This is a genomic window from Streptomyces sp. CA-142005 (genome assembly GCF_050942335.1).
Lineage (GTDB): Bacteria > Actinomycetota > Actinomycetes > Streptomycetales > Streptomycetaceae > Streptomyces.
In genome coordinates this window covers 7,567,403-7,592,142 of the sequence record NZ_CP192078.1, presented here as the reverse complement: position 1 = coordinate 7,592,142, position 24,740 = coordinate 7,567,403, and the positions used below count along the sequence as shown (strand labels likewise).

Below are 24,740 nucleotides of genomic sequence, written 5' to 3'. Positions count from 1 at the left end.
CACTGTCCGGTGGCTGTCCGGGGTTGTCCGGGCGGCGACGCGTGACGCGGCGGGCCGGTGAGGAGTTGGGCACGGGCGGCATGTGGAGGTGTCGGGGTGGTGGAGGCGACGGGGCACGCCGAGGACGAGGAGTCGGCGGCCGTCCTGCGGACCGTCGGCAAGGTCATCAAGATGTACCGCGAGCGGAAGGGGCTCACCCAGGCCGAGTTGGGAACGGCCATCGGGTACAGCGAGGAGCAGGTGTCCTCGGTGGAGCGGGGGCGGCGGGCACCGAAGGGGCAGTTCCTCGACGCGGCGGATCAGGTGCTCGACGCCCACGGGGTGATCGCCGGGCTGAAGAAGGACGTGGAGGAGGCCCGGTATCCGAAGAAGGTACGGGATCTGGCGAAGTTGGAGGCGGAGGCGGTCGAGATCTGCGCCTACGACAACTCCGTGGTCAACGGGCTCCTGCAGACGGAGGAGTATCTCAGGGCTGTGTTCGGCTCGCGGCGGCCGGCGTTCACCGAGGACGAGGTGGAACAGCGCGTCGCCGCGCGGCTGGCACGACAGCGGATCATCGACGGTAAGCAGATGATCCCCGCCTTCAGCTTCGTACATGATGAGGCGATCCTGCGGAGGTGGGTCGGGGGCAGAATGGTCATGCGCCGACAGCTCGAACGGCTGTTGGAGGTCGGGCGGATGCGGAACGTGGAGATCCAGGTGCTGCCTCTTGATCGCGAGGACAACGCCGGTCTCGGCGGGCCCTTTCACCTGCTGCGACTCAAGGAGGGCACCACGGTGGGGCACAGCGAGGTTCAGCGCTTCAGCCGGCTGATCTCGGAGGCCAAGGAGATCCAGATCCTCGAGTTGCGCTACGGGGTCATCCGGGCCCAGGCCCTTCCCCCGCGGGAGTCACTGGCCTTCGTCGAGAAAGTCCTGGGAGAAACATGAGCGCGAAGCCCTCGGCCGGACACGGCTCCGAACTGAAGTGGTTCAAGAGCAGCTACAGCACCGACGACGGTCCCGCCTGCGTCGAGGTCGCCGCCACCCCCCGGACCATCCACATACGGGACTCCAAGCACCACCACGGCCCCCAACTCACCGTCGGCCCACGGCAGTGGGCCTCCTTCGTCTCGTACGCCGCCGGACGCTGACAACGCCCCGGTCGCCTGGCCCGTCCGCCGACGTCTGTGCGAAGATCACCCCCGCGTGATCAGGGGGGAACAGTGTTGTCGGCGTACCGAATTCGTTGGACGGCCGTGGCCGTGGCCGTGGCCGTGGCCATGGTGTGCGGGGCGGCGCCCTCGCCGTCGGATCCGGCCGCCGGGCGGGAGGCCCGGCAGGCCGCGCGGTTCTGGACCGCGCAGCGCATGGCGGACGCCCGGCCGCTGGACGCGGCGCGGGTGGCGCCGGGCGGGCCGGGGCGGCCGGTCGCTGCGGCCGGCCGGCCGCAGGGCACGATGTTCGGCGGGAGCCGGCTGATCGGGACCTTCTTCGGGTCGGACGGGCCCGGCGGCACCACCTGGCACTGCACCGGCAGCGTGATCGACACCCCGGCGCGCGACATCGTCCTCACGGCGGCCCACTGCGCGCTGAACATGAAGGGCGACTACGTCTTCGTCCCCAAGTTCGTGAAGGGGGCCGGGCCCGACCGGCAGCCGTACGGCATCTTCCACGTCCAGCGGATCTTCATCGACCCCCGGTACGTCCCCGACAGGGGGTCCACGACCACCAAGAAGCGCGCGTCGGACCTGGACACCGCGTTCGCCCGGGTCTCGGCCGACCAGCGCGGCCGGAGCCTCCAGGACGCGGTCGGCGGCGGTCTGACCTTCACCCGCGCGAACGGCTACACGCACAGGAACGTGACCGTCGTCGGCTACCCCTCCTACCGGCACAACAGCGCCGGCCGCGCCGTCAAGTGCACCGTGCCCACCAGGCAGCTCCCCGGCTACCGGCAGATGTCGATGACCTGCGGCGGCTACTACGGCGGCGTGTCCGGCAGCCCGTGGATCACCGACTACAAGGACGACGCGCGCACCGGCCACGTCATCGGCGACCTCGGCGGCTACAACGGCGGCGGCAACGACGCGAACGTCGACTACATCAGCTACGCCCCGGCGTTCGGCGACGACGCCGCGCACCTCCTCGCCGACGCGGTGGCGAACCGGGACCCGTCCTCGGATGCGCCGCCGCGACGCACACCGGGCGTGCGCTGACCGGCGGTTCGGGGACGGGGAATGCCCCGCGGCGTCCGTCCGTTGAGGATCTCCGTTGGCCATCAGCGGACAGGGGGAACGACGCATGCCGATCGACGTGCACGGAACGGTCGCGGAGGGATTCGAGGGCGTACGCGAGGAGTTCGCGGCGGTGCTCGCCGAGGAGCGGGACGATCCGGGCGCGCAGCTCGTGGTGTACCGCCACGGGCGGCGCGTGGTGGACCTGTGGGGCGGCGACGGCATCGACGGGGAGACGCTGACGACCCTGTACTCCATCGCCAAGGGCGCCGCGCACCTCGTCGTCGCCCTGCTGGTGCAGGACGGGGTGCTCGACCTGGGCCGCGAAGTCGCCGTGTACTGGCCCGAGTTCGGTGTCCACGGCAAGGACCGGCTGACGCTGGGCGAGCTGCTGGAGCACCGGGCCGGACTCGTCAGCGACGCCGAACAGCCTTTCACCGTCGAGGAGTTGGCCGACGACCGGATCACCGCGGCCCGGCTGGCGGGGCGCAGGCCGCTGTGGGAGCCGGGTACCGCCTGGGGCTACCACGCCTTCGTCATCGGTGCCCTCACCGGCGAGGTGGTGCGCCGGGCGACCGGCCGGTCCATCCAGGAACTGTACGAGGAGCGGATCCGGGCGCCGTACGGGCTGGACTACTACCTGGGCCTGCCGGCCGAGGCGGAGCCGCGCTGGGTGGACGTGCAGCCGCTGGTGCCGACCCCGGAGGAGGCCGCGCTGCTGAAGGAGCGGGCGGCGGCACCGGACAGCATCCGGGGCATCGCCTTCAACGCGCACGGGCCGGAGCCGACCGACCTGGTGGCCTTCGGCAATCACCCCCGGGTGAAGGCGCTCGGGCCGGCGTCCTCGGGCGGGGTGGGCAACGCGCGCGGGGTCGCCGGGATGTTCGCGGCCGCCATCAGCACCGTGGACGGCCGGCCGCCGCTGCTCACGCCCGCGACCGCGGCCCTGTTCGGCGCGCTGCGCACCCCGGGCGGGCCGGACCTGGTCACCGGCAGCGAGAACCACTTCGCGCGCGGCTTCGAGTACACCCGGGCGCTCTACCCGTTCCTCGGCGCGGGCACCTTCGGGCACAGCGGCGCGACCGGCTCGCTGGGCTTCGCCGACCCGGCGAACGGCATCGCGTACGCCTACACCCGGCGCCGGTTCGCCTTCCCCACCGGGGTGGGGGCCGCCCTGGAGAACGGCCGTCTGGCCGAGTCCGTCCTGCGGGCGGCCGCCACCCTGTGACACGGTGCTGACAGGCGAGCGGGAAGGCGGGAAGGCGCTGACGTGGGTGACCTCTTTCTCGTCCGGCACGGTGAGACCGAGTGGTCGCGGTCCGGACGGCACACCGGCTGGACCGACGTACCCCTCACCGAGCACGGACGGGAGGAGGCGCGGCGGCTGGTGCCGCTGATCCGCTCGCACCGGATCGCGGCCGCGTTCGTCAGCCCCCTGCAGCGGGCCCGGGAGACCGCCGAGCTCATCGGCATCCCGGACGCCCGGGTCGACGCCGACCTGCACGAATGGGACTACGGCGGGTACGAGGGCGTCACCACCGTGGAGATCCAGCGCAGCCGGCCGGGCTGGTTCCTGTTCACCGACGGGGTCGCGCCGGGGCCGCCGGAGCATCCGGGCGAGACCCCGGAGCAGGTCGGCGAGCGCGCCGACCGGATGCTGGGCAAGGTCGACGCCGCCCTCGCCGACACCGACGGCGCCGTCGTGCTGATCGCCCACGGCCACTTCCTCCGCGTCCTCACCGCCCGCCGCCTCGGCCTCCCGCCCCGGCACGGGGCCCTGTTCCAGCTGGCGACGGGGACCCTGTGCCGGCTGGGCACGGAGCACGAGCGGCCGGTGGTGGCGGGGTGGAACATCCGGCCACCGGAGTAGGCCCCGGGCTCGGGGCCTGGACACGGGCTCGGGGCCTGGACACGGGCGGCGGCCGCGTTGTCAGACCCGGGTCGTACTCTGCGAATGGGCCGTCCGACGGGCGGGCCCGGAGGGGGCAGGGGACCGGAAGGAGCGCGCCGTGAGCCGACCGCCGACCGCCGCGCAGCGGCGGGTGATCGAGGCCGCCGATCCGGTGACCGGGCGGCTGCGCGGTACGGAGGCGCAGCTGGCGGCGCTGGTGAAGCGGGGACTGGCCTTCCGGCACCCGCGGCCGCCGCACGAGCACTTCCTGACCCCGGCGGGGCATCGCATACGGGAGGCGGAGCCCCCGGAGGCGGTGCCCGAGGCGAAGCCGGCGGAACCCGCGCCGCGCCCGGGGGTGTTCGCGGCGCGGGTCGGCGGCGAGGAGGAGCCGCCCGCGGAAACTCCGGCGCGGCTGCGTGAGGTGCACAGTGCCTGGCAGGGGCTGCTGGAGCTGCGCCGGATGACCAACCCCGACGGCGCGGTGGACCGGCCGTGCGGCTGGGAGCGCACGCATCTGGTGCGGGCGGCGGCGCTGGCCCTGGAGGCGGCCGGGCACCGTCCGGCGAGCGGGAGCGCGGACGGCTACCGGGTGCGGGCGACCCCCCAGCCGGAGGCGGTCGCCGTGTACGCGGCGGACCCGGACAGCCTGGCGGCCTGCGCGGCCACGCTGGAGCGCGCGGGCTGGCAGCCCGGCGAGTACACCGAACCGCGCACGAGAGAGCGCTATCTGCTGGCCTCGCCGCGCCGGGTGTGAGCGTCGTGCCAAGATCGAGCGACCGGATATTCGCATGCGAGAAGGGCAAGCAGTGGCCGAACCGTTTTCCGTCCGTGTGACCGTCCGCGGCTACGAGACCGACACCCAGGGACACCTCAACCAGTCCGTGTACCTCAACTACGCGGAGCACGCCCGCTGGTCGCTGCTCCAGGCGGCCGGCATCAGCCAGGCCCGGCTGGTGGGCCGGGGCGTGGGCCCGGTGGCGCTGGAGACGACGCTCCGTTTCCGGCGCGAACTGCTCGCCGGTGACGAGGTCGACGTCACCTGTGCGTTCGAGTGGGGCGGCGGCAAGACCTTCCGGATCGCGCAGGAGATACGCAAGACCGACGGCACCCTGGCGGCCGAGGTCAGCGCGGTGGGCGGCCTGCTGGACCTCAAGGAGCGCAAGCTGGTCGCCGACCCGCGGGAGGTGTTCAAGGAACTGACGACGGACCTCGCCCTGTTCGGCCTGTAGGCCCCGCGGGCCTAGGCGTCGAGCAGCTCGGGCCGGTGCTCGGCGTCGTAGGCCGCCCGGGCCCCGGCGATGTACGTCCGGTTCCGCTCGGCCCAGTCGGTCAGCCGCTGCAGGGTGTCGTTCAACTCGTGGGCGACCGGCGTGAGTTCGTACTCCACCTTGGGCGGCACGGTCGGATGCACCGTGCGGGTCACCAGGCCGTCGCGTTCCAGGTTGCGCAGGGTGAGGGTGAGCATCCGGCGGCTGATGCCCTCGATGCCGCGCTCCAGTTCGGTGAACCGGATGGGCCCGTGCGAGGCGGCGACGAGGATCTGCACGCTCCACTTCCCGGCCACCCTGTCAAGAACTTCGCGGACCGGGCAGGCCTGCGCGTTCACTGCCTGGACGGTAACACCGGTGTTCCTTCGGGACATCGGACTGCCTCCTTACGCCGGCCTCCATGGTCACTCACGATGTTCCCCGTTACAAGTCGTGCACCAAGGCGAGCTTGAGGAACGGGGTAGCCATGTCGGCCGTCATCGAGAACAGCCCGTCACCCACGCCGGTGACGTCCCCACGACCGTACTCCCGCTGGACGTCTCTCGCCGTGCTGTGCACCGGCACGCTGATGACGATCCTCGACGGCAACATCGTCACGGTGGCCATGCCCGCCATCCAGAGCGACCTCGGCTTCAGCGGTCCGGGGCTCGCCTGGGTCGTGAACGCGTATCTGATCGCCTTCGGCGGACTGCTGCTGCTGATGGGCCGGCTCGGCGACCTGGTGGGCCGCAAGCGGATGTTCACCACCGGGCTGGCCGTCTTCACCGCGGCCTCGGTGCTGGCCGGGGTGGCCACGGGTCAGGGGCTGCTGATCGCGGCGCGGGCGCTGCAGGGCGCCGGCGGGGCGATGGCCTCGGCGGTGGTCCTCGGCATGCTGGTCGCGCTCTTCCCGGAGCCACGGGAACAGGCCCGCGCCATCGCGGCGTTCAGCGCGGTCGGCGCGGCGGGCGGGGCGCTCGGCACCTTCCTGGGCGGCGCGCTGACGCAAGCCCTGAACTGGCACTGGATCTTCCTGATCAACCTCCCCATCGGGGTGCTCGCCTGGCTGGCGGCGGCGCGGGTGCTCGCGCCGGAGCGCGGCGCCGGGCTCGGCAGGGGCGCCGACTATCCGGGAGCCGCGCTGGTCACGGCCGGGCTGATGCTCACGGTGTACGTCATCGTCGGCGCCGGTGGCCGTACCCCGGCCGGCACCGCGCTGCTCGCGGTCCTCGCGCTCGTGCTGTTCGCGGCGTTCACCCTGCGCCAGGTGCGGGCGGCCCGCCCGCTGCTGCGGCCCCGCCTGTTCCGCTCCCGGCTGCTGACCGGCGCCAACGCCGTGCAGATGCTGATGATCGCCACGATGTACGGCTTCCAGTTCATCGGCGCGCTGTATCTGCAGAGGGTGCTGGGGTACGGCGAGTTGGCGACCGGCACCGCGTTCCTTCCGGCGCCGGTCGCGATCGGTCTGCTGATGCTGGGCCTGTCCGCGCGCACGGTCGCCCGGTACGGCGCGTACCGGGTGCTGCTGGCCGGCCTGGCGCTGATCGTCGCCGGCATGGCCCTGCTGAGCCGCGCACCGGTCGGCGCCTCCTACGCCGTTGACGTGCTGCCGCCGCTGCTGCTGCTCTCCGCCGGGTTCGCCGCGGCGATGCCGGCGCTGACCGGGCTCGCGATGGCCGGGGCGCGGGAGGAGGACGCGGGTCTGGCGTCCGGGCTGTTCAACACCACGCAGGTGGTGGGCGGTTCACTGGGCCTGGCGGTGCTGAGCACGCTGGCGGCGAGCCGCACCGGCGGTCTGCTCGACCGGGGCACGGAGCTGATCCCGGCCACGGCGGAGGGCTACCGGCTGGCGTTCCGGGTGGCGACCGGGATCGCGGTGGCCGCGCTGGTCCTGGCGGGAGCGGTGCTGCGGCCGCGGGGCCGCTGACACCGGGCGCGCCTCAGTCCGCGCCGAAGGCCTCCTTGTGGTCCTCGGCCCACTCCCGGAAGCTGCGGGCGGGGCGGCCCAGCACCTCGGGCACGTCCTCGGTGACCACCGCGTTGCCTCCGTCGCGGACGAACGCGACGCCGGCCAGGATGCCGTCCGCCCGCTCCTCGTCGAAGCCCCAGGCGGTGCGCAGGAATTCGCGGGTCTGGTCCGGCGACAGGTTCCGGACCGGGACCGGACGGCCCAGGACGTCGGCGAGCACGGCGGTCTGGCCGGGGACGGTGATGGCCTCGGGCCCGGTCAGGGTGTACGTCCGCCCCGCGTGCCCGGCGTCGACGAGCGCGCGGACGGCGACCGCCGCCACATCGCGCGGATCGATCACGCCGGACGCCCCGTCCCCGGTCATGTTGGGCACCGGCTCCCCCGCCCGCAGCGGCTCCGCCCAGCTCAGCGTGTTGGAGGCGAACGACGACGGCCGCAGCACCGTCCACTCGGCGCCGCTGTCGCGCACGGCACGCTCGCCGTCCAGGTGCCAGAGCCCGGAGGGGCCGACCGCCGGGTCGCCGGTGCCGATGGCGGAGAGCTTGACCAGCCGTCGTACGCCCGCCGCGCCGGCCGCCGCGACCAGCGCCGCGTCCCGGCCCTCGTCGGGGCCGGGCGGACGCAGCAGGAAGGCGGCCGTCACACCCTCCAGCGCCGCCCCGAGGGACGCCGGCTCGTGGAAGTCCCCGCGCACCACCTCCACCCCGGCGGGGACCCGCGCCTTCGCCGGGTCGCGGGTCAGGGCGCGCACCTTCTCACCGCGCGCGGCCAGCTGTCGTACGACGTCACTCCCGATGGTGCCCGTGGCACCCGTCACCAGAATCATGGGGTCCACGGTGGTCCGCAGGCGGCGCCGGTCTCTTGGAAATTCCGGCACGGCCGGCCGGCCCGGACGGCGGTCCCGGGCGCTTACCGTGGAGGGGTGCCGAACTCCACCGCCGCGCCCGACACCGCCGCCTGGCAGGTCCGCAGCACGCCCGAGGTGCTGCGCCCCTGGCTCGCCGGGGTGCGGACCGTGTCCTTCGCCGAGCCGCCCGAGGAGGCGTTCGTCCATCTGCCCGACGCGGTGACCAAGGTGGTGCTGCGGGTGACGGCGGACGGGCGGCGTGACGTGCTGGCCGTCGGGCCGCGGGTGCGGGCCTCCTACCACGAGGGGAAGAGCCGCATCTCCTGTGTCGAGCTGCGCCTCGCACCGGGTACGGCCCGGCCCCTGCTGGGTGTTCCGGCCGCCGGGCTGGTCGGCCGGGTCGCGAGGCTGGACGAGCTGCCGGGCGGGGCGGGGCGCCGGCTGGCGCGCGAGATGCGCCGGCTGGAGCCCCGGGATGCGCTGCCGCACCTCACCGAGGTGCTGCCCGGACTGCTGTCCGACGCCGTGGATCCGGACCGTACGGCACTGCTGCGGGCGGGCGTGGCGGCCTTGTCCGTACGGCTGGACCGGGCGCCCGCGCAGGTCCGGGAGGTCGCCCGGGAACTGGCCGTCAGCGAGCGTCAGTTGCGGAACCTGTTCGCCGAGGGCGTCGGGGTCTCCCCCAAGCACTACGCCCGTATCGACCGCGTCCGTACGGTCGTCACCCGGGCCGGGAGTGCCCGCTGGTCCGAACTGGCCGCCGCCACCGGCTACTTCGACCAGTCGCACATGACGTCCGACTTCCGTGCCCTGATGGGGGTGCCGCCCAGGTCGTACGTCACCGGCCGGCTGCCCGCGGTCACGCCCTGCCAGGTCGGACAGCGCGGCTGAATCCGCGCGGCCGCCCGTATGCCGTCGCGCGCCGGAAACGGGATGCGCGGCGGCGGCCGTGGCTGCCATGCTGCGGGACCATGTCCGCACGACGCGTCAAGCCCAGCCGCTGCATCTCCGTCGACATCGAGGCCGACGGGCCGATCCCGGGGCCGTACTCCATGCTGAGCATCGGCGCGGCCGTGGCCGGCACCCAGGACGCCGACGGCTTCACCCCGGCGGACCCGGAAGAGCGGACCTTCTACCGCGAACTGCGCCCCATCTCCAGCGAATTCGTCCCCGAGGCGCTGGCGGTGAGCGGCCTGGACCGGGACCGGTTGACCGCTCACGGCGCCGAACCGGCCGTCGCGCTCGCCGAGTTCAGCGCCTGGGTGGGGGAGGTGAGCGCGGGCGCGCAGCCGGTGATGTGCGGGTATCCGGCGTCGTACGACTGGACGTTCCTGTACTGGTACCTGATCCGGTTCACCGGCGAGAGTCCCTTCGGGCACTCCGGCTGCCTGGACATGAAGACGCTGTACGCCACCAAGGCCGGGCTGCCGCTGCGGGCGGTGGCCAAGGGCACGATGCCGCGGGAACTGCTGTCCCGGCGCCGGCACACCCACCACGCCCTGGACGACGCGATCGAGCAGGCGGAGCTGCTGGCGAACCTCATGGCGTGGCCGGGTCCGGGTCCGGGTCCGGGTCCGGGCGCGTCGGTACCGCGATCTGGTTGAAGCCGTAGTAGAGGGCGAGCAGGCCGTGCGCGGCCAGCGTGAGCGGGGCCGAGACGAAGGCCAGGCCCACCGTGAGCGGGTAGCCGAGGGAGCCGAGGGCGAACCGGGCCCGGGTCGACCGGGCCGCCGTGGTGTCCACGCGCGCGTCGAAGAGGTGGCCGGTGCGGGTGAGGTGCCACCACAGGGCCTGGAAGGCGAGAGCCATGGCGACCATGACCAGGCTGTACACGGCGGCCGCCGCGTGTGAGGCAGCGTCCTCGCGCAGATACTCCGCGAGCATGGCCGTCGGCCACGGCACCGCGGCCACCACCATCAGCAGCAGAAGGTTGAGGAACATCAGCGTGCGGTCGACCCGGGCGACGTAGCTGAACACCTGATGGTGGTTGACCCACATGATGCCGATGACCAGAAAGCTGACCACATAGGCGGCGTACGAGGGCCACTGCGCGCCCAGGGCGTGCCACAGGCCGCCGTGGTTCCCCGCCTTGGGGACCTTGATCTCCAGGATGAGCAGGGTGATGGCGATGGCGAACACGCCGTCGCTGAAGGCCTCGACCCGGCCGGACTCGTTCATGGCCCAAGACTGCCGCACACACCCGTGCGGGGCACGGCGATCGCCGTGCCCCGCACGGGAGTTCAGTGGGCGGGGGTGAGTTCCTCTCCCGCCTCCATCGGGTGCGTGACGTCCTCGGCCTCCTGGCCCTTGCCTAGGTGGTTGAAGAGGAGGTTGAGGACGACGGCCGTGACACAGCCGGTGGAGATGCCGGAGTCCAGGACGATCCTCGCGGTCTCGGGGAAGGCGTGGTAGAAGTCCGGCGCGGTGATCGGGACGATGCCGACCGCGAGGGCGACGGCGACGATCAGGACGTTGTTGTCCTTCTCCAGGCCGGCCCGGACCAGGGTCTGGATGCCGCTCGCGGCGACCGAGCCGAACAGGACGATGCCGGCGCCACCGAGGACGGGGCGGGGCACGACCGCGATGAGGGAGGCGGCCATCGGGCACAGGCCCATCAGGACGAGGAAGCCGCCGCCGACGGCCACGACGAACCGGCTGCGGATCCTGGTCATCGCGACGAGGCCGATGTTCTGGGCGAAGGCGCTGCACATGAAGCCGTTGAACAGCGGGCTGAGGGCGGAGCCGAGGGTGTCGGCGCGCAGACCGGCCGCGATGGTCCGCTCGTCGGCGGGGCGTTCGACGATCTCCCCGAGCGCGAGCATGTCGGCGGTGGACTCCGTCATGGAGACGACCATCACCACGCACATCGAGAGGATCGCCGCGATGTGGAAGGTCGGGGTGCCGAAGTGGAACGGGGTCGGGAAGCCCACGACGGCGGAGTGTGCGACGGGGCTGAAGTCGGTGACGCCGAAGGGTATCGCGATGAGCGTGCCGATGATCAGGCCGAGCAGGACCGCGATCTGCTTGACGAAGCCGCGGGTGAAGCGGCGCAGCAGCAGCACGATGAGCAGGGTGATGCCGGCCAGGGTGAGGTTGGTCGTCGAGCCGTAGTCGTGCGCCGCGGGGTTCGGCCCCTGGGCCCAGTTGAACGCGACCGGGAGCAGGGAGACGCCGATCAGCGTGATGACCGAGCCGGTGACGACGGGCGGGAAGAAGCGGACGGCCTTGCTGAAGAAGGGCGCGGCGACGAAGCCGAGCAGACCGGCGACGATGACCGCGCCGAAGATCATCGGCAGGGCGTCGGACTTGTCCTTCGCGGACGCCACGATCGCCGTCATGGGGGCGACGCCGGCGAAGGTCACGCCGTTGACGAAGGGCAGGCGGGCGCCGACCTTCCAGAAGCCGAGGGTCTGCAGGAAGGTGGCGAGCCCGGCGGTGAACAGACAGGCTCCGGTGAGGAAGGTGAGGTCTTTGCCGGACAGGCCTACGGCCGCGCCGACGATCAGGGGTGGGGCGACGACTCCCGCGTACATGGCGGCCACATGTTGCAGGCCGCTGGTCGCCATTTTGAGGGCGGGGAGTTTCTCGTCAACAGGGTGGGCGGCCACGGCGGCTCCTCCGGTCGGGTAACACGTCGCCGTCGACGCGGGGTCGACGTGGGTTTCTTGGAGGTGGTGCGTGTGGTCGTGCGGGACCGGGACGGGGTGGCGCTTGAGCGGTTCGAGCGGTGACCGTCCCGGGGCGCGTGTGTCCACACGCGCCCCGGAGACGGCTGCCGTGGACCCCGCTCGGGTCCACGGACCCCGGCCGGGAGCCGTCCCTCCCGACCGGAGCGTTCCGGCGAGCCGGCCACAGGAGCCGACCACCGCGCTTCCGGCACGCTGCCCGTACAGGGCAACCTGCCAAGTCCTCCGGCAGACCGGCCTCATGGCCCAACCTGCCGAAACCTGTGGCGAGCGCCCGTATGGGACGACCGCCAGGCCTTCTGACGGGCCACCCAAGAAAGGCGACCGCCAAGTTTTCTGGCGGGCCACCCACGACAGGCGACCGCCGTGTTGTCCGGCAGGCCGACCGCAGGGCCCGACCCGCCAGGTGCTGTCGGCACGGGCCCTTGTGGGGCCACCGCCGGGGCTGCCGGCAAACCAACCGCGAGGCCGCTTGCCGAGGCCTTAGGCGGAGTCGTCCATACGGGGCGACCGCCGAGTCTGCTGACGGGCCACCCGCGGCAGGCGACCGCCAAGTTTTCTGGCGGGCCACCCACGACAGGCGACCGCCGTGTTGTCCGGCAGGACGGCCGCAGGATCCGACCCACCCGGTGCTGTCGGCGACAGGCCCTTGTGAGGCACCGCCGAGGCTGGCGACAAACCGACCGCGAGGCCGCTCGCCCAGGCCTTAGGCGGACCGCCCGTACCCGGCGACCGCCACATCTTCCGGCGGGCCACCCACGACAGGCGACCGCCGTGTTGTCCGGCAGGACGGCCCCAGGGTCCGACCCGCCGGGTGCTCCGGCGACAGGCCCTTATGGGGCCACCCCCGGGGCTGGCGACAAACCGACCGCGAGGCCGCTCGCCGAGGCCATAGGCGGATCGTCCATACGGGGCGACCGCCAGGTTTGTCGGCGGGGTGCCGGGGCCGCCGAGGGGTTCGGTGTGGCCCGCTGCGGGTGGGTTCGTCGAAGGTCCGGTGGGCCGGGGTTTGGCGGGGCCGGCCCATCGGTGGTGCGTGGTGATCAGGACTGGGCGCTGATCCGGGCGAGGCGCTGGGCCTCCTCGCGGGTGGAGCGGGCGATGGCGTCCTCGTCCACCGTCAGCAGACGGCCGTTCTCCACGATCTGCCTGCCGTTGACGAAGGACGCGGTGACCGGCGCCGCCGCACCGAAGACCAGCGCGGTCACCGGGTCGGCGATCGAGGCGTGGGCGAGGGTGTCCATCTTCCACAGCACGACGTCGGCCAGCTTGCCGGGCTCCAGCGAACCGATCTGGTCGGCCCTGCCGAGGACCTGCGCGCCCCCGTAGGTGCCGAGCCTGAGCGCCTGACGGGCGTTCAGCGCGGCCTCGCGGTGTGCGCCGAGCCGGTTGATCAGCAGGGCGTTGCGCAGCTCGGTGTGGAGTTCGCCGGACTCGTTGGAGGCGGTGCCGTCGACGCCGAGGCCGACCGGGACGCCGGCGGCCAGCATGTCGGGGACGCGGGCGATGCCGGCCGCGAGGCGGGCGTTGGAGGACGGGCAGTGGGCGACACCGGTCCTGGTCCGGGCGAATGCGGCGATGTCGGAGTCGTTCATGTGGACGCAGTGCGCCATCCACACGTCGTCACCGAGCCAGCCCGTGGACTCGAAGTAGTCGGTCGGGCCCATGCCGAACAGCTCGTGGCAGAACTTCTCCTCCTCCACGGTCTCCGAGCCGTGGGTGTGCAGCCGCACGCCCAGCCGGCGGGCCAGCTCCGCTCCCTGCCTGAGGAGTTCGGTCGACACCGAGAACGGGGAGCAGGGGGCCACGGCCACCTGGGTCATGGCGTCGAAGGAGGCGTCGTGGTGCTGCTTGACGGTCTCCTCGGTCGCCGCGAGCGCGCCCTCCAGCGTCTCCACGGCGAAGTCCGGCGGCAGGCCGCCGTCCTTCACGCTGCGGTCCATCGAGCCGCGGGCCAGCGTGAACCGGACGCCCATCTCGGCGGCGGCCCGGATGATCGACCCGGACAGGTCACCGGAGCCGTGCGGGAAGACGTAGTGGTGGTCCATGGCGGTGGTGACGCCGCCGCGGGCCATCATGGCGAGGGAACCCTGCGCGGCCGCGTACGTCATCTGCTCGTCGATGCGCGCCCAGGTCGGGTAGAGCGCGACGAGCCAGTTGAAGAGGTTGTGGTCGGTGGCGAGGCCGCGGGTGATCCACTGGTAGAAGTGGTGGTGCGTGTTGACCAGGCCGGGCGTGGCCAGGTGGCCGCGTCCGTCGATCCGGCGCACCACGTCGTCGAGGCCCTGGGGTGCCTGGCCCGCGCCGACCGACTCGATGCGGTTGCCGGCGAGGACCAGGTGTCCGGAGACGTACTCGGTGTCGCCCGCGTCCACGGTCGCGATCGCACAGTTCTCGATGACGATGCGCTGGGCTGCCGATGGTGCCATGGCGCTTCCTTGTCTTTCAGTGGCGGTCCGTGGACGGGGACGTGTCCACGAAGGAGGGCACGGCAGGACCCTGGGAGGATTTGAGTGCCGGGGCGGGCTGCCCGCTCCGGGTGCCGAGGTGGTGGAAGAACAGGTCGGGCAGGACGGCGGCGAGCGAACCCGCGCTGAGGCCTGAGACGAGCGTGGCGTGGGCCGGCCCCTTCGCGGGCTGTGCCATGGTGCTCCCTCCGGTGTGGCGTGTCCCCGGCGCGGTGGGCGGGTCCGGGGACACGCGTCCCGTGTCAGAGGTTGGTCATGTCGACCGGGATCCTCGGCTCGCAGCCGTCCCGGAGGATGGTCGCCTCGATCAGGCCGTAGGGCCGGTCGGCGGCGAAGTAGACCTCGTTGTCGTTCTTGAGCCCGAAGGGCTCCAGGTCGACCAGGAAGTGGTGCTTGTTCGGCAGCGAGAAGCGGACCTCGTCGATCTCGCTGCGGTTGTTGATGATGCGCGACCCCATCTGGTACAGCGTCTGCTGCAGGGAGAGGGAGTAGGTCTCGGCGAAGGCCTGGAGCATGTGCTTCTTCACCTGCTCGTAGGACTTCTCCCAGTTGGGCATCTTCTGCTCGTCGTCGGTCCAGTTGAACCGCCAGCGGCCGGAGACGGAGGTCGCCAGGATCCGGTCGTACGCCTCCTTGAGGGTGGTGTACTTGTCCTTGACGTAGCCCCAGAACTCCGAGTTGGTGGAGTTCATCACCGTCAGGTCCTTCAGACCGGAGACGACCTCCCACTTCTCACCGTCGTAGGTGACCTGGGTGAGCCGGGTCTCCTGGCCCTTCTTCACGAACGAGTGCTTGACCTCGTCCGCGCCGATGAACCTGGAGTTGGCGTCGGAGGTCTCGATCCGCTCCCAGGCGTACTCCTCGATGCGGATCCGGGCGCGGTGGATCGGCTCCTGCGAGGTGACGAAGTGGCGGGCGAGGTGGATGCCGAACTGCTCGGCGGACTCGATTCCGTACTCCTTGGCGAACGCGAACACCGTGTTCTTGGTGGTGTCGGTCGGCAGGACGTTGGCGTTGGAGCCGGAGTAGTGGACCTCGTCCATGTCGCCGCTCAGGGCGACGGAGACGTTGAGGTCCTTGATGTGGTGGGTGGCGCCGTCCCGCGTGATCTTTACGACTCGGTTCTCGGCCTTGCCGTACTGGTTCTGTCCCAGGATCGTGGGCATTTCTGCTAGCTCCCTCGGTAAACGGAGTAGCCGAACGGGTTGAGCAGCAGCGGTACGTGGTAGTGCTCGCCCGGCACGACGGCGAACGTGATCGCCACCTCCGGGAAGAACACGGCCGGTCCGCTGTCCCGATTCGCGGGGGCGTCCTGCTGCGCATCGGCTTGCTTCTTCTCGAAATACGGCTCCACCGCGAAGTCGAGCCGTACGTGTGTGGTCCCCTCAGGCAGGGCCGGCAGGTCCTTGCACCGGCCGTCGGCGTCGGTCGCGGAGCCGCCGAGTGCCTGCCAGTGCGCGTCCCGGCCGGCGCGGGCGGCGAGCTGGACGGCGACGCCCTCGGCGGGGCGGCCGACCGAGGTGTCCAGGATGTGGGTGGACACGGAGGCGGTGGTGCTGGTGCTCATGGTGTCAGGCGTCCTCTTCGACGAGTCGGGCCAGTCGGATGCGGTTGATCTTGCCCAGCTCGGTGCGGACGATCTCCCGCTCCTGCTCCGGCGCGTTGCCGATCCGCTCCTTGACCGCGTCGCGCATCTGCTCGCCGGTGCGGCCGGTGGCGCAGATCAGGAACACATGGCCGAACTTCTGCTGGTAGGCCAGGTTGAGTTCGAGCATCTCGGCCTTGAGGTCCTCGGACGCGCCGGCCATGCCGCGCTGTTCGCGGGCGGAGGTCGGGTCCCCGGGCCTGGGGCGCCCGATCGGCGGGTGCCCGGCCATCGCCTCCTCCAGGTCCGCGGTGCCGAGCTCGGCCATGGCGGCGTCGCTGGCGGCGTACAGTGCGTCGGGGGTGGCGTAGGGGCGGGCGGCGAGCAGTCGCCGGGCCCACTCGGTGGAGGCGCACGCCTCGTGGAGGGCGGCGAGGGCCGCGCGCTCCTCCAGGTCGTTGAACCGGGCCAGGCCCGGGGGCGTGGAAGTCGAAGTCACGGGAGCCTCCGTGGCCGGATCCGGCCTTCGTGCTGAACGGGCTGCGAACAGCTAACGCCCTCCGAAACACCGCGTCAACACTTTGTTGAAAATTCGGCGGCAACGCTACGGATCCCGTGGCGCCGGCTCAGACACCCTTCTCCCGGTTGAGGTAGTTGTAGACGGTGAAGCGGCTGACCCCGAGGGCGCTCGCCACGGTTTCCACGCCGTGCCGCACGGCGAAGGCGCCGCGTGCCTCCAGTACCCGTACGACCTCCTGTTTCGCCTTGCGGTCCAGGTCGGCCAGCGGCCGGCCCTGCCTGCGCTCCATGGCGGCCAGGATGTGGTCGAGGGAGTCGGCGAGCTGGGGCAGGCGCACGGCGACGACGTCGGCGCCCTCCCAGGCGAGGACGACGTCCTCGGGGCCGGCCTCGTCGGGCGGGATCATCTCCCCGCCCATGGCGTCGACCAGCGGTTTCACGGCCGCGATGAAGGGCTCGTCACCGGTGCCGGTCATTCGCCCGCTCCGATCACGTTGACCTGCAGCGAGATCCGGGTGGCGCCGGCTTCCAGGGACTTGCGCAGCAGCGCCTCCACGGCGGTCAGCACCGCGTCGGCGCCGCCCTCCGCGGTGTTGCCGAAGGGACCGACGTCCACCGCGTCCAGCTCCGCCGCCTCGATCACCTCGCGGGCCGCCAGCGCGTGCGCGGGCGCCTCGTCCAGGTCGAAGGGCTCGGTCGTGAACTCCACTCTCAATCGCACGGGCTCAACCTAGCGCGCGGCGTCGATCCTCCGGCAGTCCTTCCGGGTCCTCTGCTCTCCCCCGTTCCTCCCACTCCTCCCCACTCCTTCCGCTCCGTGCGACGGACGGGCCGTCCGGCCGCGTAGAGCGGATGACGGATCGAGCCGGGGAGGGGACTGAGCAGTGACAGCGCGCGAGCTCAAAGGAGCGTTGAAGGGTGCGAGGGGCGCCAGGGGTGCCAGGGGTACGGCGGTCGCCGCGGCGGCGCTGGCCGCGCTGACCGCGTCGCAGGCGCCGGGGGCGGTGCCGGCGCGGGCCACGGAGCCCGCGCGGCAGGCGGCACCCTCCGCCGGGCAGGGACCCAGCGTCTCCGGTGACACGCCCTACCGCACCGATCTGCCCCCGCTGCGCGGCCGTGAGCGGACCTCGGCACGGGCCGTGACGGGCGGCAGCGGCGCCCTGCCCGCGACCGTGTTCGCCGCGTACCGGCGAGCCGAGGAGGAGCTGGCGCGCACCGCGCCCGGCTGCCGGCTGCGCTGGCAGCTGCTGGCCGCGATCGGCCAGGTGGAGTCCGGGCAGGCGCGGGGCGGCCGGGTGACCCCGGACGGTACGACCGTGACGCCCGTCCTCGGTCCCCGGCTGACGGGCGGCGCCTTCGCCGTCGTACCGGACACCGACGGCGGCGCGTACGACGGGGACGCGGTGTACGACCGCGCGGTCGGCCCGATGCAGTTCATCCCCTCGACCTGGGCCCGCTGGGGCGCGGACGGCAACGGCGACGGGCGCGCCGACCCGGACAACGTGTACGACGCGGCGCTCGCCGCCGGCCGCTACCTGTGCGCGGGCGGCCGGGACCTGTCGAACCCCGCCGACCTGGACCGGGCGGTCCTCGGCTACAACCACTCGGACGCCTACTTGCGCACGGTCAAGGCCTGGTACGCGTACTTCCTGACGGGACACCGGGTGGTGCCGGACGCGCCCGCCGAGCCGGGGGACCGGTCTGAGCCGTCCCGCCCGAAGGCCCCGAAGCCCGCGCCGAAGCCGTCGGACGACCGGAAACCGGGCCGCCCGGCCCCCTCGCGCACGCCGTCGGCACCCCCTGCCTCGCCGTCCCCCGCCCCGTCCCGTACGGCCGACGCCCCCGAGGGGACCGAGCCGCCGCCGGTCCCCGTCCCCGGGCCGACGCTCACCCTGCCCGGCGGCGTGCTGCCCGGCGCAGGTCCGCTGACCACCGGCAACAGCTCGAACACGATGGGCGTCTCCCCCTCCACAACCGCGGATACCCGGCGGTAATGTCGCCACCGCCGGGAGCACAGGACCGGCGGGTGAGTGCGAAGGGGCCCTCATGGCGACGGACATGCCTGCCAACACAGCGGCCGCCGACGAGCGTTGGCAGCGCATGTGGAGCCACCGCGAGCAGTTGCTCAAGGTGGCCCGGCGCCGCTCGATGAGCCTGGAGGACGCCGAGGACGCCGTGCACGAGGCGATGCTGCGGGCCGCGGAACGCCCGGACCTCGACGACGAGCGGCTGGGTGCCTGGCTGACGACGGTGACCATGCGGCTGTGCGTCGACCGGTACCGGCAGGTCCACCGCGAGGCCGAGGTGGGCCGCCGCCCCACGCTCGTCGCGCCGGGCCCGGTACCGGTCGAGGAGGTGGTGTGCGACCGGGCCGAGGCGAAGTGGCTCGCCGTGCGCAGCGGGGAGCTGCCCGCGCGGCAGGCGGAGGCGCTGCGGCTGAAGTCCGAGGACCTGGACGTGAGCCAGGTCGCGGTGCGGATGGGACTCAGCTACCGGACCGTCGAGTCGCTGCTCGCCCGGGCCCGGCGGACCCTGCGCGCCTCGCTGGCCGGCACGCTCGGGCTCGTGCTGTTCCTGTTCGGGCGCGGGCGGCTGCGCGGCGGCGGCAAGGCCCAGGCGGTCGCGGTCACCTCGACGGCGGCGACCCTGGTGGTGGCCGGATTCGTGCTGCCGTACGCGCTCGACGCAGGCGGGAACGGAAGCGATCCGGTGCCGCGCCCGGCCGTGTCCGCCGACGCGCGGCCCCTGCGGACCGGGGCCACGGGCCGGGAGCCCTCCCCGGAGACGCGCACCGCGTCGACCACGGCGGCCGGTGCCTCCGGCCGGACGCCCTCACCCACCGCGGGAACGACCCTGCCGCTGCCGGTGTCCGTACCGTCCCTGCCGGGCGTCTCCTCCTCCCGGCTCCCGAACCTGCCGGCACCACGGATCCCGCAGGTGCCCGACGTCCCCCAGGCACCGGGCCTGCCCACCGTGCCGGACCTGCCGGCGACGTCCGCCGCCGTGGTGGCCCCGTCACCTCCCCCCACCCCGGCCCTGCCCTCCACCGGGCTCCCCGTCTCCACCCCGGCGCCCTCGAACACGTCATTGCCGAAGCTGCCGTAGCGCCCCTGTCGGACGTGTCCTGCTCCCGGCTCCCGAACCTGCCGGCACCACGGATCCCGCAGGTGCCCGACGTCCCACAGGCACCGGGCCTGCCCACCGTGCCGGACCTGCCGGCGACGTCCGCCGCCGTGGTGGCCCCGTCACCTCCCCCCACCCCGGCCCTGCCCTCCACCGGGCTCCCCGTCTCCACCCCGGCGCCCTCAAACACGTCATTGCCGAAGCTGCCGTAGCGCCCCCGCCCACGTCCGGAAAAAACTTCGCGGTCGCCGCGACGGACGCCCCGCCCCTCCCCGTAGAGCAGATGTCGCAGCTGCTGCACGGGCGAAGGGTGGAACCGGATGGGTGTCGAGATCTGTGTGGAAGGGCTGACCAAGTCCTTCGGCCACCAGGTCATCTGGGAGGACGTCTCGCTGACGCTCCCCGCCGGGGAGGTCTCGGTGATGCTCGGGCCGTCCGGGACCGGCAAGTCGGTGTTCCTCAAGACGCTCGTCGGACTGCTGAAGCCGGAGCGCGGCTCGGTGAGGGTCGCGGGCCGGGACGTCACCCGCCTGCGCGAGCGCGACCTGTACGAGGTGCGGAAGCTGTTCGGTGTGCTGTTCCAGGACGGCGCGTTGTTCGGCTCGATGAACCTCTACGACAACATCGCCTTCCCGCTGCGCGAGCACACCCGCAAGTCCGAGAGCGAGATCAGGCGGATCGTGCTCGGGAAGATGGAGATGGTCGGGCTGATCGGCGCCGAGGGGAAGCTGCCCGGCGAGATCTCCGGCGGTATGCGCAAGCGGGCCGGGCTCGCCCGCGCCCTGGTCCTCGACCCGGAGATCATCCTGTTCGACGAGCCGGACTCGGGTCTGGACCCGGTGCGCGTGGCCTATCTCAACCAGCTCATCGTCGACCTCAACGCACAGACCGACGCGACCTTCCTGATCGTCACCCACGACATCGCCTCCGCCCGGCAGGTCCCCGACAACATCGGGCTGCTGTTCCGGCGCGAGCTGGTGCTGTTCGGGCCCCGCGAGCAGCTGCTGACCAGTGACGAGCCCGTGGTGCGGCAGTTCCTGAACGGCCGGATGCAGGGGCCGATCGGCATGGCGGAGGAGAAGGACGCGGCCCAGGTCGAACAGGAGCTGGCCCAGATGGACGAGGGCGGATCGGTCGAGGGCCTGACGCCCCGGCTGCTGCCGAGTCCCGGCATCACCCGCCCGCCCCGCTGGGAGGCGATCGCGCGCCGGGAGGCCGAGCTGCACGGGACGGGGGTGACGGGCGGATGAGCCTCTCCCCGACCGGTGCGCTCAGGCACTCCGGCAACCTGTTCGCGATGGCGCTGGACGTCGTCCGCACCCTGCCCCGACGGCCCTTCCAGGCACGGGAGTTCATCCAGCAGGCGTGGTTCGTGGCGAGCGTCACGATCCTGCCGACGGCGCTGGTATCGATCCCCTTCGGGGCGGTCATCGCGCTGCAGATCGGCAGCCTCACCCGGCAGCTCGGCGCCCAGTCGTTCTCCGGTGCCGCGTCCGTGCTCGCCGTGCTGCGCGAGGCCTCGCCGATCGTCACCGCGCTGCTGATCGCGGGCGCGGGGGGCACGGCGATCTGCGCGGATCTCGGGGCGCGCAAGATCCGGGACGAGATCGACGCGATGCAGGTGCTCGGCATCGACCCGATCCACCGGCTCGTCGTACCGCGGGTGCTGGCGTCGATGGTCGTGGCCGTCCTGCTCAACGGCCTCGTCTCGGTGGTCGGCGTCGCGGGCGGCTATTTCTTCAACGTCATCCTCCAGCACGGCACTCCCGGCGCCTACCTGGCGTCCTTCACGACCCTCGCCCAGCTGTCCGACCTGTGGGCGGCCGAGATCAAGGCGCTGGTGTTCGGCGCCATCGCCGCGATCGTCGCCTCGTACAAGGGGCTGACCGCGAAGGGCGGGCCGAAGGGCGTCGGCGATGCCGTCAACCAGTCCGTGGTGATCACCTTCATGTTGCTGTTCGTGACCAACTTCGTGATGACCGCCGTGTACTTCCAGGTCGTCCCGCAGAGGGGTTAGCCGATGAGACTTCTCGACCGCCCCTTGCGCTCACTCGAAGAGCTGGGCACCCAACTGTCCTTCTACGGGCGCTCGCTCGCGTGGACGGGCCGCACCCTGCGCCGCTACAAGAAGGAGATCCTGCGGCTGCTCGCCGAGGTCAGCTTCGGGCGCGGTGCGCTCGCCGTCGTCGGCGGCACGGTCGGCGTGATCGCCTTCCTGTCCTTCTTCACCGGCACCGAGGTCGGCCTGCAGGGCTACGCGGCCCTGAACCAGCTCGGCACCTCCAACTTCGTGGCGTTCCTGTCGGCGTACTTCAACACCCGGGAGATCGCCCCGCTGGTGGCCGGGCTCGCCCTGTCCGCGACGGTGGGCGCCGGGTTCACCGCGCAGCTCGGCGCGATGCGGATCAGCGAGGAGACCGACGCGCTGGAGGTGATGGGCGTCCCGTCGGTGCCGTTCCTGGTGACGACCCGGATGATCGCCGGCTTCGTCGCGGTGATCCCGCTGTACGTGATCGGGCTGCTGTCCTCGTATCTCGCCGCCCGCACCATCACCACCGGCTACTACGGGCAGTCGACCGGCACCTACGACCACTACTTCCACCAGTACCTGCCGCCGGTGGACGTCCTGTGGTCCTTCGGCAAGGTGATCGTCTTCGCCGTGCTGATCATCCTGGTGCACTGCTACTACGGCTACCACGCGAGCGGCGGCCCGGCGGGCGTCGGCGTCGCGGTGGGCCGGGCGGTACGGACGTCCATCGTCGCCATCAACGTCCTGGACTTCTTCCTGAGCCTCGCGATCTGGGGCGCCAACACGACCGTACGGATCGCGGGGTGAACCGGTGAGACATCTGACACTCAGGCTGTACGGCATCGCGTTCGTCGCCGTGCTCGCGTTGCTGCTGTCGCTCGCGGTGGCCGTCTACCAGCAGGCGTTCACGTCCGTCGTACCGATCACCCTGGAGGCCGGCAGCATCGGCAACCAGCTCGATCCGCGCGCCGACGTCAAGCTGCGCGGGATGTTGGTCGGCGAGGTGCGCGCGGTGCACGCCGACGGCACGAAGGCGACCCTCGACATCGCGCTCAAGCCGCAGTACGTCCCGTACATCCCCGCGGACGTGCACGCGCGGCTGCTGCCCAAGACGCTGTTCGGCGAGAAGTACGTCGACCTCGTGGCGCCCGCGCGATCCTCGACCCGGCCCATCCGCGCCGGGGACGTCATCACCCAGGACCGTACGAAGGCCGGCATCGAGGTGCAGCAGCTGATGAACGACCTGCTGCCGCTGCTGCGGACCGTCCGGCCCGGTGAACTCAACGCGACCCTCTCGGCATTCGCCACCGCGCTGGAGGGCCGCGGCGACCGGATCGGGGACAACCTCACCCGGGTCGAGGGCTATCTGCGCCGCCTCAACCCGCATCTGCCGTCGCTCAAGGAGGACATCTCGCGCTTCGCCGACGTCGCCGAGGTCTACGGCGACGCCGCGCCCGACCTGATGCGGATCCTGCGCAACACGGTCACCACCAGCCGGACGATCGTCGAGAAGCAGGACCAGCTGGCCGCAGGGCTGCGCTCGACCGCTGCCGTGGCGGGCACGGCGGACGACTTCCTCGCCGAGAACGGCGACCGGCTGATCACCCTGGGCCGGGTCTCCCGGCCCACGCTGGGACTCTTCGCCCGCTACTCCCCCGAGTACCCGTGCCTGCTGCAGGGCCTGGTCCGGCAGGAGAGGGCGTCGGAGGACGCGTTCCGGGGCGGGGAGATGCGGATCACCCTGGAGGTCGTCCGGCCGCAGGGGGCGTACCGGCCCGGCGAGGAACCGGTGTACGGCGAGCGGTCGGGCCCCGACTGCCGTGGCCTGCCGCACCCGCAGGTGCCCGGGCCGAAGCCTCACCTGAACGACGGTACGTCCGCCCGGAGTTCGGACGGCTCGCTCCCCGGAGGTGCCGGCGTGTCCGCCACCGCGGCCGAGCAGCGGGCCGTCGGCTCGCTCGTGGCCCCCGTCATGGGCGTCCCCGCGGACCAGGTGCCGCCCGTCGCGACCCTGCTGTTCGGGCCGCTCGCACGCGGAACGGCGGTGAGTGTCGCATGAGCAGGGCAGGAGCCCGGCAGACCACCGGCCCGCTGATCAAGTTCAGCCTCTTCGCGCTGGTCACCATCGCGGCGACGGCGCTGCTCGCCGCCACCATCGTCAACGTCTCCTTCACGCCGAAGGACACCTACCACGCGGTGTTCTCCGACGTCACCGGGCTGGAGACCGGCGACGACATCCGGGTGGCCGGAGTGCGGGTCGGCCAGGTCGAGGGCATCCGGATCAAGGACCGGACCCTGGCCGAGGTCACGTTCACCGTCACCGCCGACCGGCCGTTGCTCGCCGGCACCCACGCGGTCGTCCGCTACCGCAACCTGGTCGGGCAGCGGTACATCGCGCTCACCGAGGGCACCGGCGACGGCAGCAGGCGGCTGCGGCCCGGCGGCACCATCCCGCTGTCCCGGACCCAGCCGGCGCTGGACCTCAACGCCCTGCTGAACGGCTTCAAGCCGCTGTTCGCGGCGCTCAGCCCGAACGACGTCAACCAGCTCGCCACCGAGATCATCCGGACCCTCCAGGGCGAGGGCGGCACGGTGAACGGCCTGCTCGCGCACACGGCCTCGCTCACCACGACGCTCGCCGACCGCGACCAGCTGATCGGCTCGGTGATCGACAACCTCAACACCGTCCTGAAGACGCTCGACAAGCGCGGCTCCCGCTTCTCCGACCTGCTCACGCAGCTGCGCCGGGTGATCTCGGGACTGTCCGCCGACCGCAAGCCCATTGGAGCGTCCCTGGTGAGCATCGGCGATCTCACGGACGCCACGGCGGGACTGCTCAAGGACGCGCGTGCGCCGCTGAAGGACGACATCGCCGGCCTCGGCGATCTCACCGGAACGCTGGACAAGAACGAGAACACCGTGGAGGGCGTTCTGAAACGGCTGCCGAACAAGCTCGACAAGCTGACCGGGACGGCGTCCTACGGCTCCTGGTTCAACTTCTACCTGTGCGACTTCGACGGCCGGATCGTGCTGCCGAAGACCAAGCAGGTGATCACCCCGGAGCTGCACGTGGCACGGGCGAGGTGCGGCGGATGAGCATGCGCGTCCCGCGGCGCAGGGTGCGCCGCCCCGAACCCCTGGTGAAGGTACGGGTCCTGCC

The 24,740-nt window shown here is 72.2% G+C and carries 28 protein-coding genes; 17 read left to right on the top strand and 11 right to left on the bottom strand.

Translation table 11 applies throughout. The features are described 5' to 3' along the window. The first annotated feature begins 96 nt into the window (after positions 1-96). The 7 genes from ACQPXS_RS35310 (at position 97) to ACQPXS_RS35280 (ending at position 5,336) form a co-directional block, all read left to right on the top strand. Positions 97-930: a helix-turn-helix domain-containing protein gene (locus tag ACQPXS_RS35310; RefSeq protein ID WP_433453498.1), complete on the top strand. Its 834-nt coding sequence runs from the start codon at positions 97-99 to the stop codon at positions 928-930. Beyond that, positions 927-1,133: a DUF397 domain-containing protein gene (locus ACQPXS_RS35305; protein WP_433453496.1), complete on the top strand. Its 207-nt coding sequence runs from the start codon at positions 927-929 to the stop codon at positions 1,131-1,133. The genes ACQPXS_RS35310 and ACQPXS_RS35305 overlap by 4 nt, the downstream gene beginning before the upstream one ends. A gap of 105 nt (positions 1,134-1,238) precedes the next feature. Continuing rightward, positions 1,239-2,195: a trypsin-like serine peptidase gene (locus tag ACQPXS_RS35300; RefSeq protein WP_433453494.1), complete on the top strand. Its 957-nt coding sequence runs from the start codon at positions 1,239-1,241 to the stop codon at positions 2,193-2,195. Between the two features lie 85 nt (positions 2,196-2,280). After that, complete coding sequence (locus ACQPXS_RS35295; protein ID WP_433453492.1) at positions 2,281-3,441, top strand: serine hydrolase domain-containing protein; 1,161 nt, start codon at positions 2,281-2,283, stop codon at positions 3,439-3,441. Positions 3,442-3,483: 42 nt separating this feature from the next. Continuing rightward, positions 3,484-4,083, top strand: a complete 600-nt coding sequence (locus ACQPXS_RS35290; RefSeq protein ID WP_351806352.1) for a histidine phosphatase family protein — start codon at positions 3,484-3,486, stop codon at positions 4,081-4,083. A gap of 139 nt (positions 4,084-4,222) precedes the next feature. Then, on the top strand, positions 4,223-4,861 hold the full coding sequence (locus tag ACQPXS_RS35285) for a hypothetical protein (RefSeq protein WP_433453490.1): 639 nt from the start codon (positions 4,223-4,225) through the stop codon (positions 4,859-4,861). 52 nt (positions 4,862-4,913) lie between these two features. Beyond that, the gene (locus tag ACQPXS_RS35280) at positions 4,914-5,336 is read left to right on the top strand and encodes an acyl-CoA thioesterase (RefSeq protein ID WP_351806356.1); all 423 of its coding nucleotides are present in this window, start codon (positions 4,914-4,916) and stop codon (positions 5,334-5,336) included. Positions 5,337-5,347: 11 nt separating this feature from the next. Here the strand turns inward: ACQPXS_RS35280 and ACQPXS_RS35275 are convergent, their stop codons facing one another. Continuing rightward, entirely contained in the window at positions 5,348-5,749 is a 402-nt protein-coding gene (locus tag ACQPXS_RS35275) for a winged helix-turn-helix transcriptional regulator (protein WP_356308662.1), read from the bottom strand. Positions 5,750-5,841: 92 nt separating this feature from the next. Between ACQPXS_RS35275 and ACQPXS_RS35270 the strand changes: the two genes are divergently transcribed. Continuing rightward, positions 5,842-7,281 (top strand): MFS transporter, encoded by a 1,440-nt coding sequence (locus ACQPXS_RS35270; RefSeq protein ID WP_433453488.1) that lies wholly within the window; start codon positions 5,842-5,844, stop codon positions 7,279-7,281. 13 nt (positions 7,282-7,294) lie between these two features. On the opposite strand, the gene ACQPXS_RS35265 is transcribed toward ACQPXS_RS35270, so the two are convergent. Then, positions 7,295-8,149 (bottom strand): NAD(P)H-binding protein, encoded by an 855-nt coding sequence (locus tag ACQPXS_RS35265; protein ID WP_433453486.1) that lies wholly within the window; start codon positions 8,147-8,149, stop codon positions 7,295-7,297. 96 nt (positions 8,150-8,245) lie between these two features. On the opposite strand from ACQPXS_RS35265, the gene ACQPXS_RS35260 reads away from it, so the two are divergent. Together ACQPXS_RS35260 and ACQPXS_RS35255 are read left to right on the top strand one after the other, a co-directional pair. After that, on the top strand, positions 8,246-9,061 hold the full coding sequence (locus ACQPXS_RS35260; protein WP_433453484.1) for a helix-turn-helix domain-containing protein: 816 nt from the start codon (positions 8,246-8,248) through the stop codon (positions 9,059-9,061). Between the two features lie 80 nt (positions 9,062-9,141). Continuing rightward, positions 9,142-9,774, top strand: coding sequence for a 3'-5' exoribonuclease domain-containing protein (locus ACQPXS_RS35255; protein ID WP_433453482.1), 633 nt, complete (start codon positions 9,142-9,144; stop codon positions 9,772-9,774). Here ACQPXS_RS35255 and ACQPXS_RS35250 read toward each other — a convergent pair. From ACQPXS_RS35250 to ACQPXS_RS35210, 9 genes are all read right to left on the bottom strand, one after another. Next, entirely contained in the window at positions 9,710-10,348 is a 639-nt protein-coding gene (locus tag ACQPXS_RS35250; RefSeq protein WP_433453480.1) for a TMEM175 family protein, read from the bottom strand. The two genes, ACQPXS_RS35255 and ACQPXS_RS35250, sit on opposite strands and share 65 nt — an antisense overlap. A gap of 62 nt (positions 10,349-10,410) precedes the next feature. Continuing rightward, positions 10,411-11,778: a nucleobase:cation symporter-2 family protein gene (locus ACQPXS_RS35245; protein ID WP_433453479.1), complete on the bottom strand. Its 1,368-nt coding sequence runs from the start codon at positions 11,776-11,778 to the stop codon at positions 10,411-10,413. A 1,121-nt stretch (positions 11,779-12,899) separates the two neighbouring features. Next, complete coding sequence (locus ACQPXS_RS35240; protein WP_433453478.1) at positions 12,900-14,285, bottom strand: 8-oxoguanine deaminase; 1,386 nt, start codon at positions 14,283-14,285, stop codon at positions 12,900-12,902. 16 nt (positions 14,286-14,301) lie between these two features. After that, positions 14,302-14,502: a hypothetical protein gene (locus tag ACQPXS_RS35235; protein WP_433456277.1), complete on the bottom strand. Its 201-nt coding sequence runs from the start codon at positions 14,500-14,502 to the stop codon at positions 14,302-14,304. 64 nt (positions 14,503-14,566) lie between these two features. After that, the gene (gene pucL, locus ACQPXS_RS35230; RefSeq protein ID WP_433453476.1) at positions 14,567-15,490 is read right to left on the bottom strand and encodes a factor-independent urate hydroxylase; all 924 of its coding nucleotides are present in this window, start codon (positions 15,488-15,490) and stop codon (positions 14,567-14,569) included. Positions 15,491-15,495: 5 nt separating this feature from the next. Then, complete coding sequence (uraH, locus tag ACQPXS_RS35225) at positions 15,496-15,891, bottom strand: hydroxyisourate hydrolase (RefSeq protein WP_356308686.1); 396 nt, start codon at positions 15,889-15,891, stop codon at positions 15,496-15,498. Between the two features lie 4 nt (positions 15,892-15,895). After that, complete coding sequence (gene uraD, locus ACQPXS_RS35220) at positions 15,896-16,408, bottom strand: 2-oxo-4-hydroxy-4-carboxy-5-ureidoimidazoline decarboxylase (RefSeq protein WP_433453474.1); 513 nt, start codon at positions 16,406-16,408, stop codon at positions 15,896-15,898. A 127-nt stretch (positions 16,409-16,535) separates the two neighbouring features. Beyond that, positions 16,536-16,904 (bottom strand): helix-turn-helix domain-containing protein, encoded by a 369-nt coding sequence (locus ACQPXS_RS35215; RefSeq protein WP_351806380.1) that lies wholly within the window; start codon positions 16,902-16,904, stop codon positions 16,536-16,538. Further along, on the bottom strand, positions 16,901-17,149 hold the full coding sequence (locus tag ACQPXS_RS35210) for a hypothetical protein (protein ID WP_351806382.1): 249 nt from the start codon (positions 17,147-17,149) through the stop codon (positions 16,901-16,903). Before ACQPXS_RS35210 ends, ACQPXS_RS35215 begins: the two co-directional genes overlap by 4 nt. 190 nt (positions 17,150-17,339) lie before the next feature. Between ACQPXS_RS35210 and ACQPXS_RS35205 the strand changes: the two genes are divergently transcribed. From ACQPXS_RS35205 to ACQPXS_RS35175, 7 genes are all read left to right on the top strand, one after another. Continuing rightward, positions 17,340-18,422, top strand: a complete 1,083-nt coding sequence (locus ACQPXS_RS35205) for a lytic transglycosylase domain-containing protein (protein WP_433453472.1) — start codon at positions 17,340-17,342, stop codon at positions 18,420-18,422. 64 nt (positions 18,423-18,486) lie between these two features. Continuing rightward, on the top strand, positions 18,487-19,533 hold the full coding sequence (locus tag ACQPXS_RS35200; RefSeq protein WP_433453470.1) for a sigma-70 family RNA polymerase sigma factor: 1,047 nt from the start codon (positions 18,487-18,489) through the stop codon (positions 19,531-19,533). A 338-nt stretch (positions 19,534-19,871) separates the two neighbouring features. Further along, entirely contained in the window at positions 19,872-20,801 is a 930-nt protein-coding gene (locus ACQPXS_RS35195; protein ID WP_351806388.1) for an ABC transporter ATP-binding protein, read from the top strand. After that, positions 20,798-21,568, top strand: coding sequence for an MlaE family ABC transporter permease (locus tag ACQPXS_RS35190; protein WP_023545776.1), 771 nt, complete (start codon positions 20,798-20,800; stop codon positions 21,566-21,568). Before ACQPXS_RS35195 ends, ACQPXS_RS35190 begins: the two co-directional genes overlap by 4 nt. Before the next feature lie 3 nt (positions 21,569-21,571). Further along, positions 21,572-22,387 (top strand): MlaE family ABC transporter permease, encoded by an 816-nt coding sequence (locus ACQPXS_RS35185; protein WP_351806391.1) that lies wholly within the window; start codon positions 21,572-21,574, stop codon positions 22,385-22,387. A gap of 4 nt (positions 22,388-22,391) precedes the next feature. Continuing rightward, on the top strand, positions 22,392-23,639 hold the full coding sequence (locus ACQPXS_RS35180; protein ID WP_433453468.1) for an MCE family protein: 1,248 nt from the start codon (positions 22,392-22,394) through the stop codon (positions 23,637-23,639). Next, positions 23,636-24,676, top strand: a complete 1,041-nt coding sequence (locus ACQPXS_RS35175) for an MCE family protein (protein ID WP_433453466.1) — start codon at positions 23,636-23,638, stop codon at positions 24,674-24,676. The genes ACQPXS_RS35180 and ACQPXS_RS35175 overlap by 4 nt, the downstream gene beginning before the upstream one ends. Positions 24,677-24,740: the final 64 nt, after the last annotated feature.

Coding starts and splice junctions, on each gene's coding strand:
- ACQPXS_RS35305 (WP_433453496.1), top strand. CDS start 927: ATGAGCGCGAAGCCCTCGGCCGGACACGGCTCCGAACTGAAGTGGTTC.
- ACQPXS_RS35295 (WP_433453492.1), top strand. CDS start 2,281: ATGCCGATCGACGTGCACGGAACGGTCGCGGAGGGATTCGAGGGCGTA.
- ACQPXS_RS35275 (WP_356308662.1), bottom strand. CDS start 5,749: ATGTCCCGAAGGAACACCGGTGTTACCGTCCAGGCAGTGAACGCGCAG.
- ACQPXS_RS35270 (WP_433453488.1), top strand. CDS start 5,842: ATGTCGGCCGTCATCGAGAACAGCCCGTCACCCACGCCGGTGACGTCC.
- ACQPXS_RS35265 (WP_433453486.1), bottom strand. CDS start 8,149: ATGATTCTGGTGACGGGTGCCACGGGCACCATCGGGAGTGACGTCGTA.
- ACQPXS_RS35255 (WP_433453482.1), top strand. CDS start 9,142: ATGTCCGCACGACGCGTCAAGCCCAGCCGCTGCATCTCCGTCGACATC.
- ACQPXS_RS35250 (WP_433453480.1), bottom strand. CDS start 10,348: ATGAACGAGTCCGGCCGGGTCGAGGCCTTCAGCGACGGCGTGTTCGCC.
- ACQPXS_RS35240 (WP_433453478.1), bottom strand. CDS start 14,285: ATGGCACCATCGGCAGCCCAGCGCATCGTCATCGAGAACTGTGCGATC.
- ACQPXS_RS35235 (WP_433456277.1), bottom strand. CDS start 14,502: ATGGCACAGCCCGCGAAGGGGCCGGCCCACGCCACGCTCGTCTCAGGC.
- pucL (WP_433453476.1), bottom strand. CDS start 15,490: ATGCCCACGATCCTGGGACAGAACCAGTACGGCAAGGCCGAGAACCGA.
- uraH (WP_356308686.1), bottom strand. CDS start 15,891: ATGAGCACCAGCACCACCGCCTCCGTGTCCACCCACATCCTGGACACC.
- ACQPXS_RS35215 (WP_351806380.1), bottom strand. CDS start 16,904: ATGACCGGCACCGGTGACGAGCCCTTCATCGCGGCCGTGAAACCGCTG.
- ACQPXS_RS35200 (WP_433453470.1), top strand. CDS start 18,487: ATGCCTGCCAACACAGCGGCCGCCGACGAGCGTTGGCAGCGCATGTGG.
- ACQPXS_RS35195 (WP_351806388.1), top strand. CDS start 19,872: ATGGGTGTCGAGATCTGTGTGGAAGGGCTGACCAAGTCCTTCGGCCAC.
- ACQPXS_RS35190 (WP_023545776.1), top strand. CDS start 20,798: ATGAGCCTCTCCCCGACCGGTGCGCTCAGGCACTCCGGCAACCTGTTC.
- ACQPXS_RS35185 (WP_351806391.1), top strand. CDS start 21,572: ATGAGACTTCTCGACCGCCCCTTGCGCTCACTCGAAGAGCTGGGCACC.
- ACQPXS_RS35175 (WP_433453466.1), top strand. CDS start 23,636: ATGAGCAGGGCAGGAGCCCGGCAGACCACCGGCCCGCTGATCAAGTTC.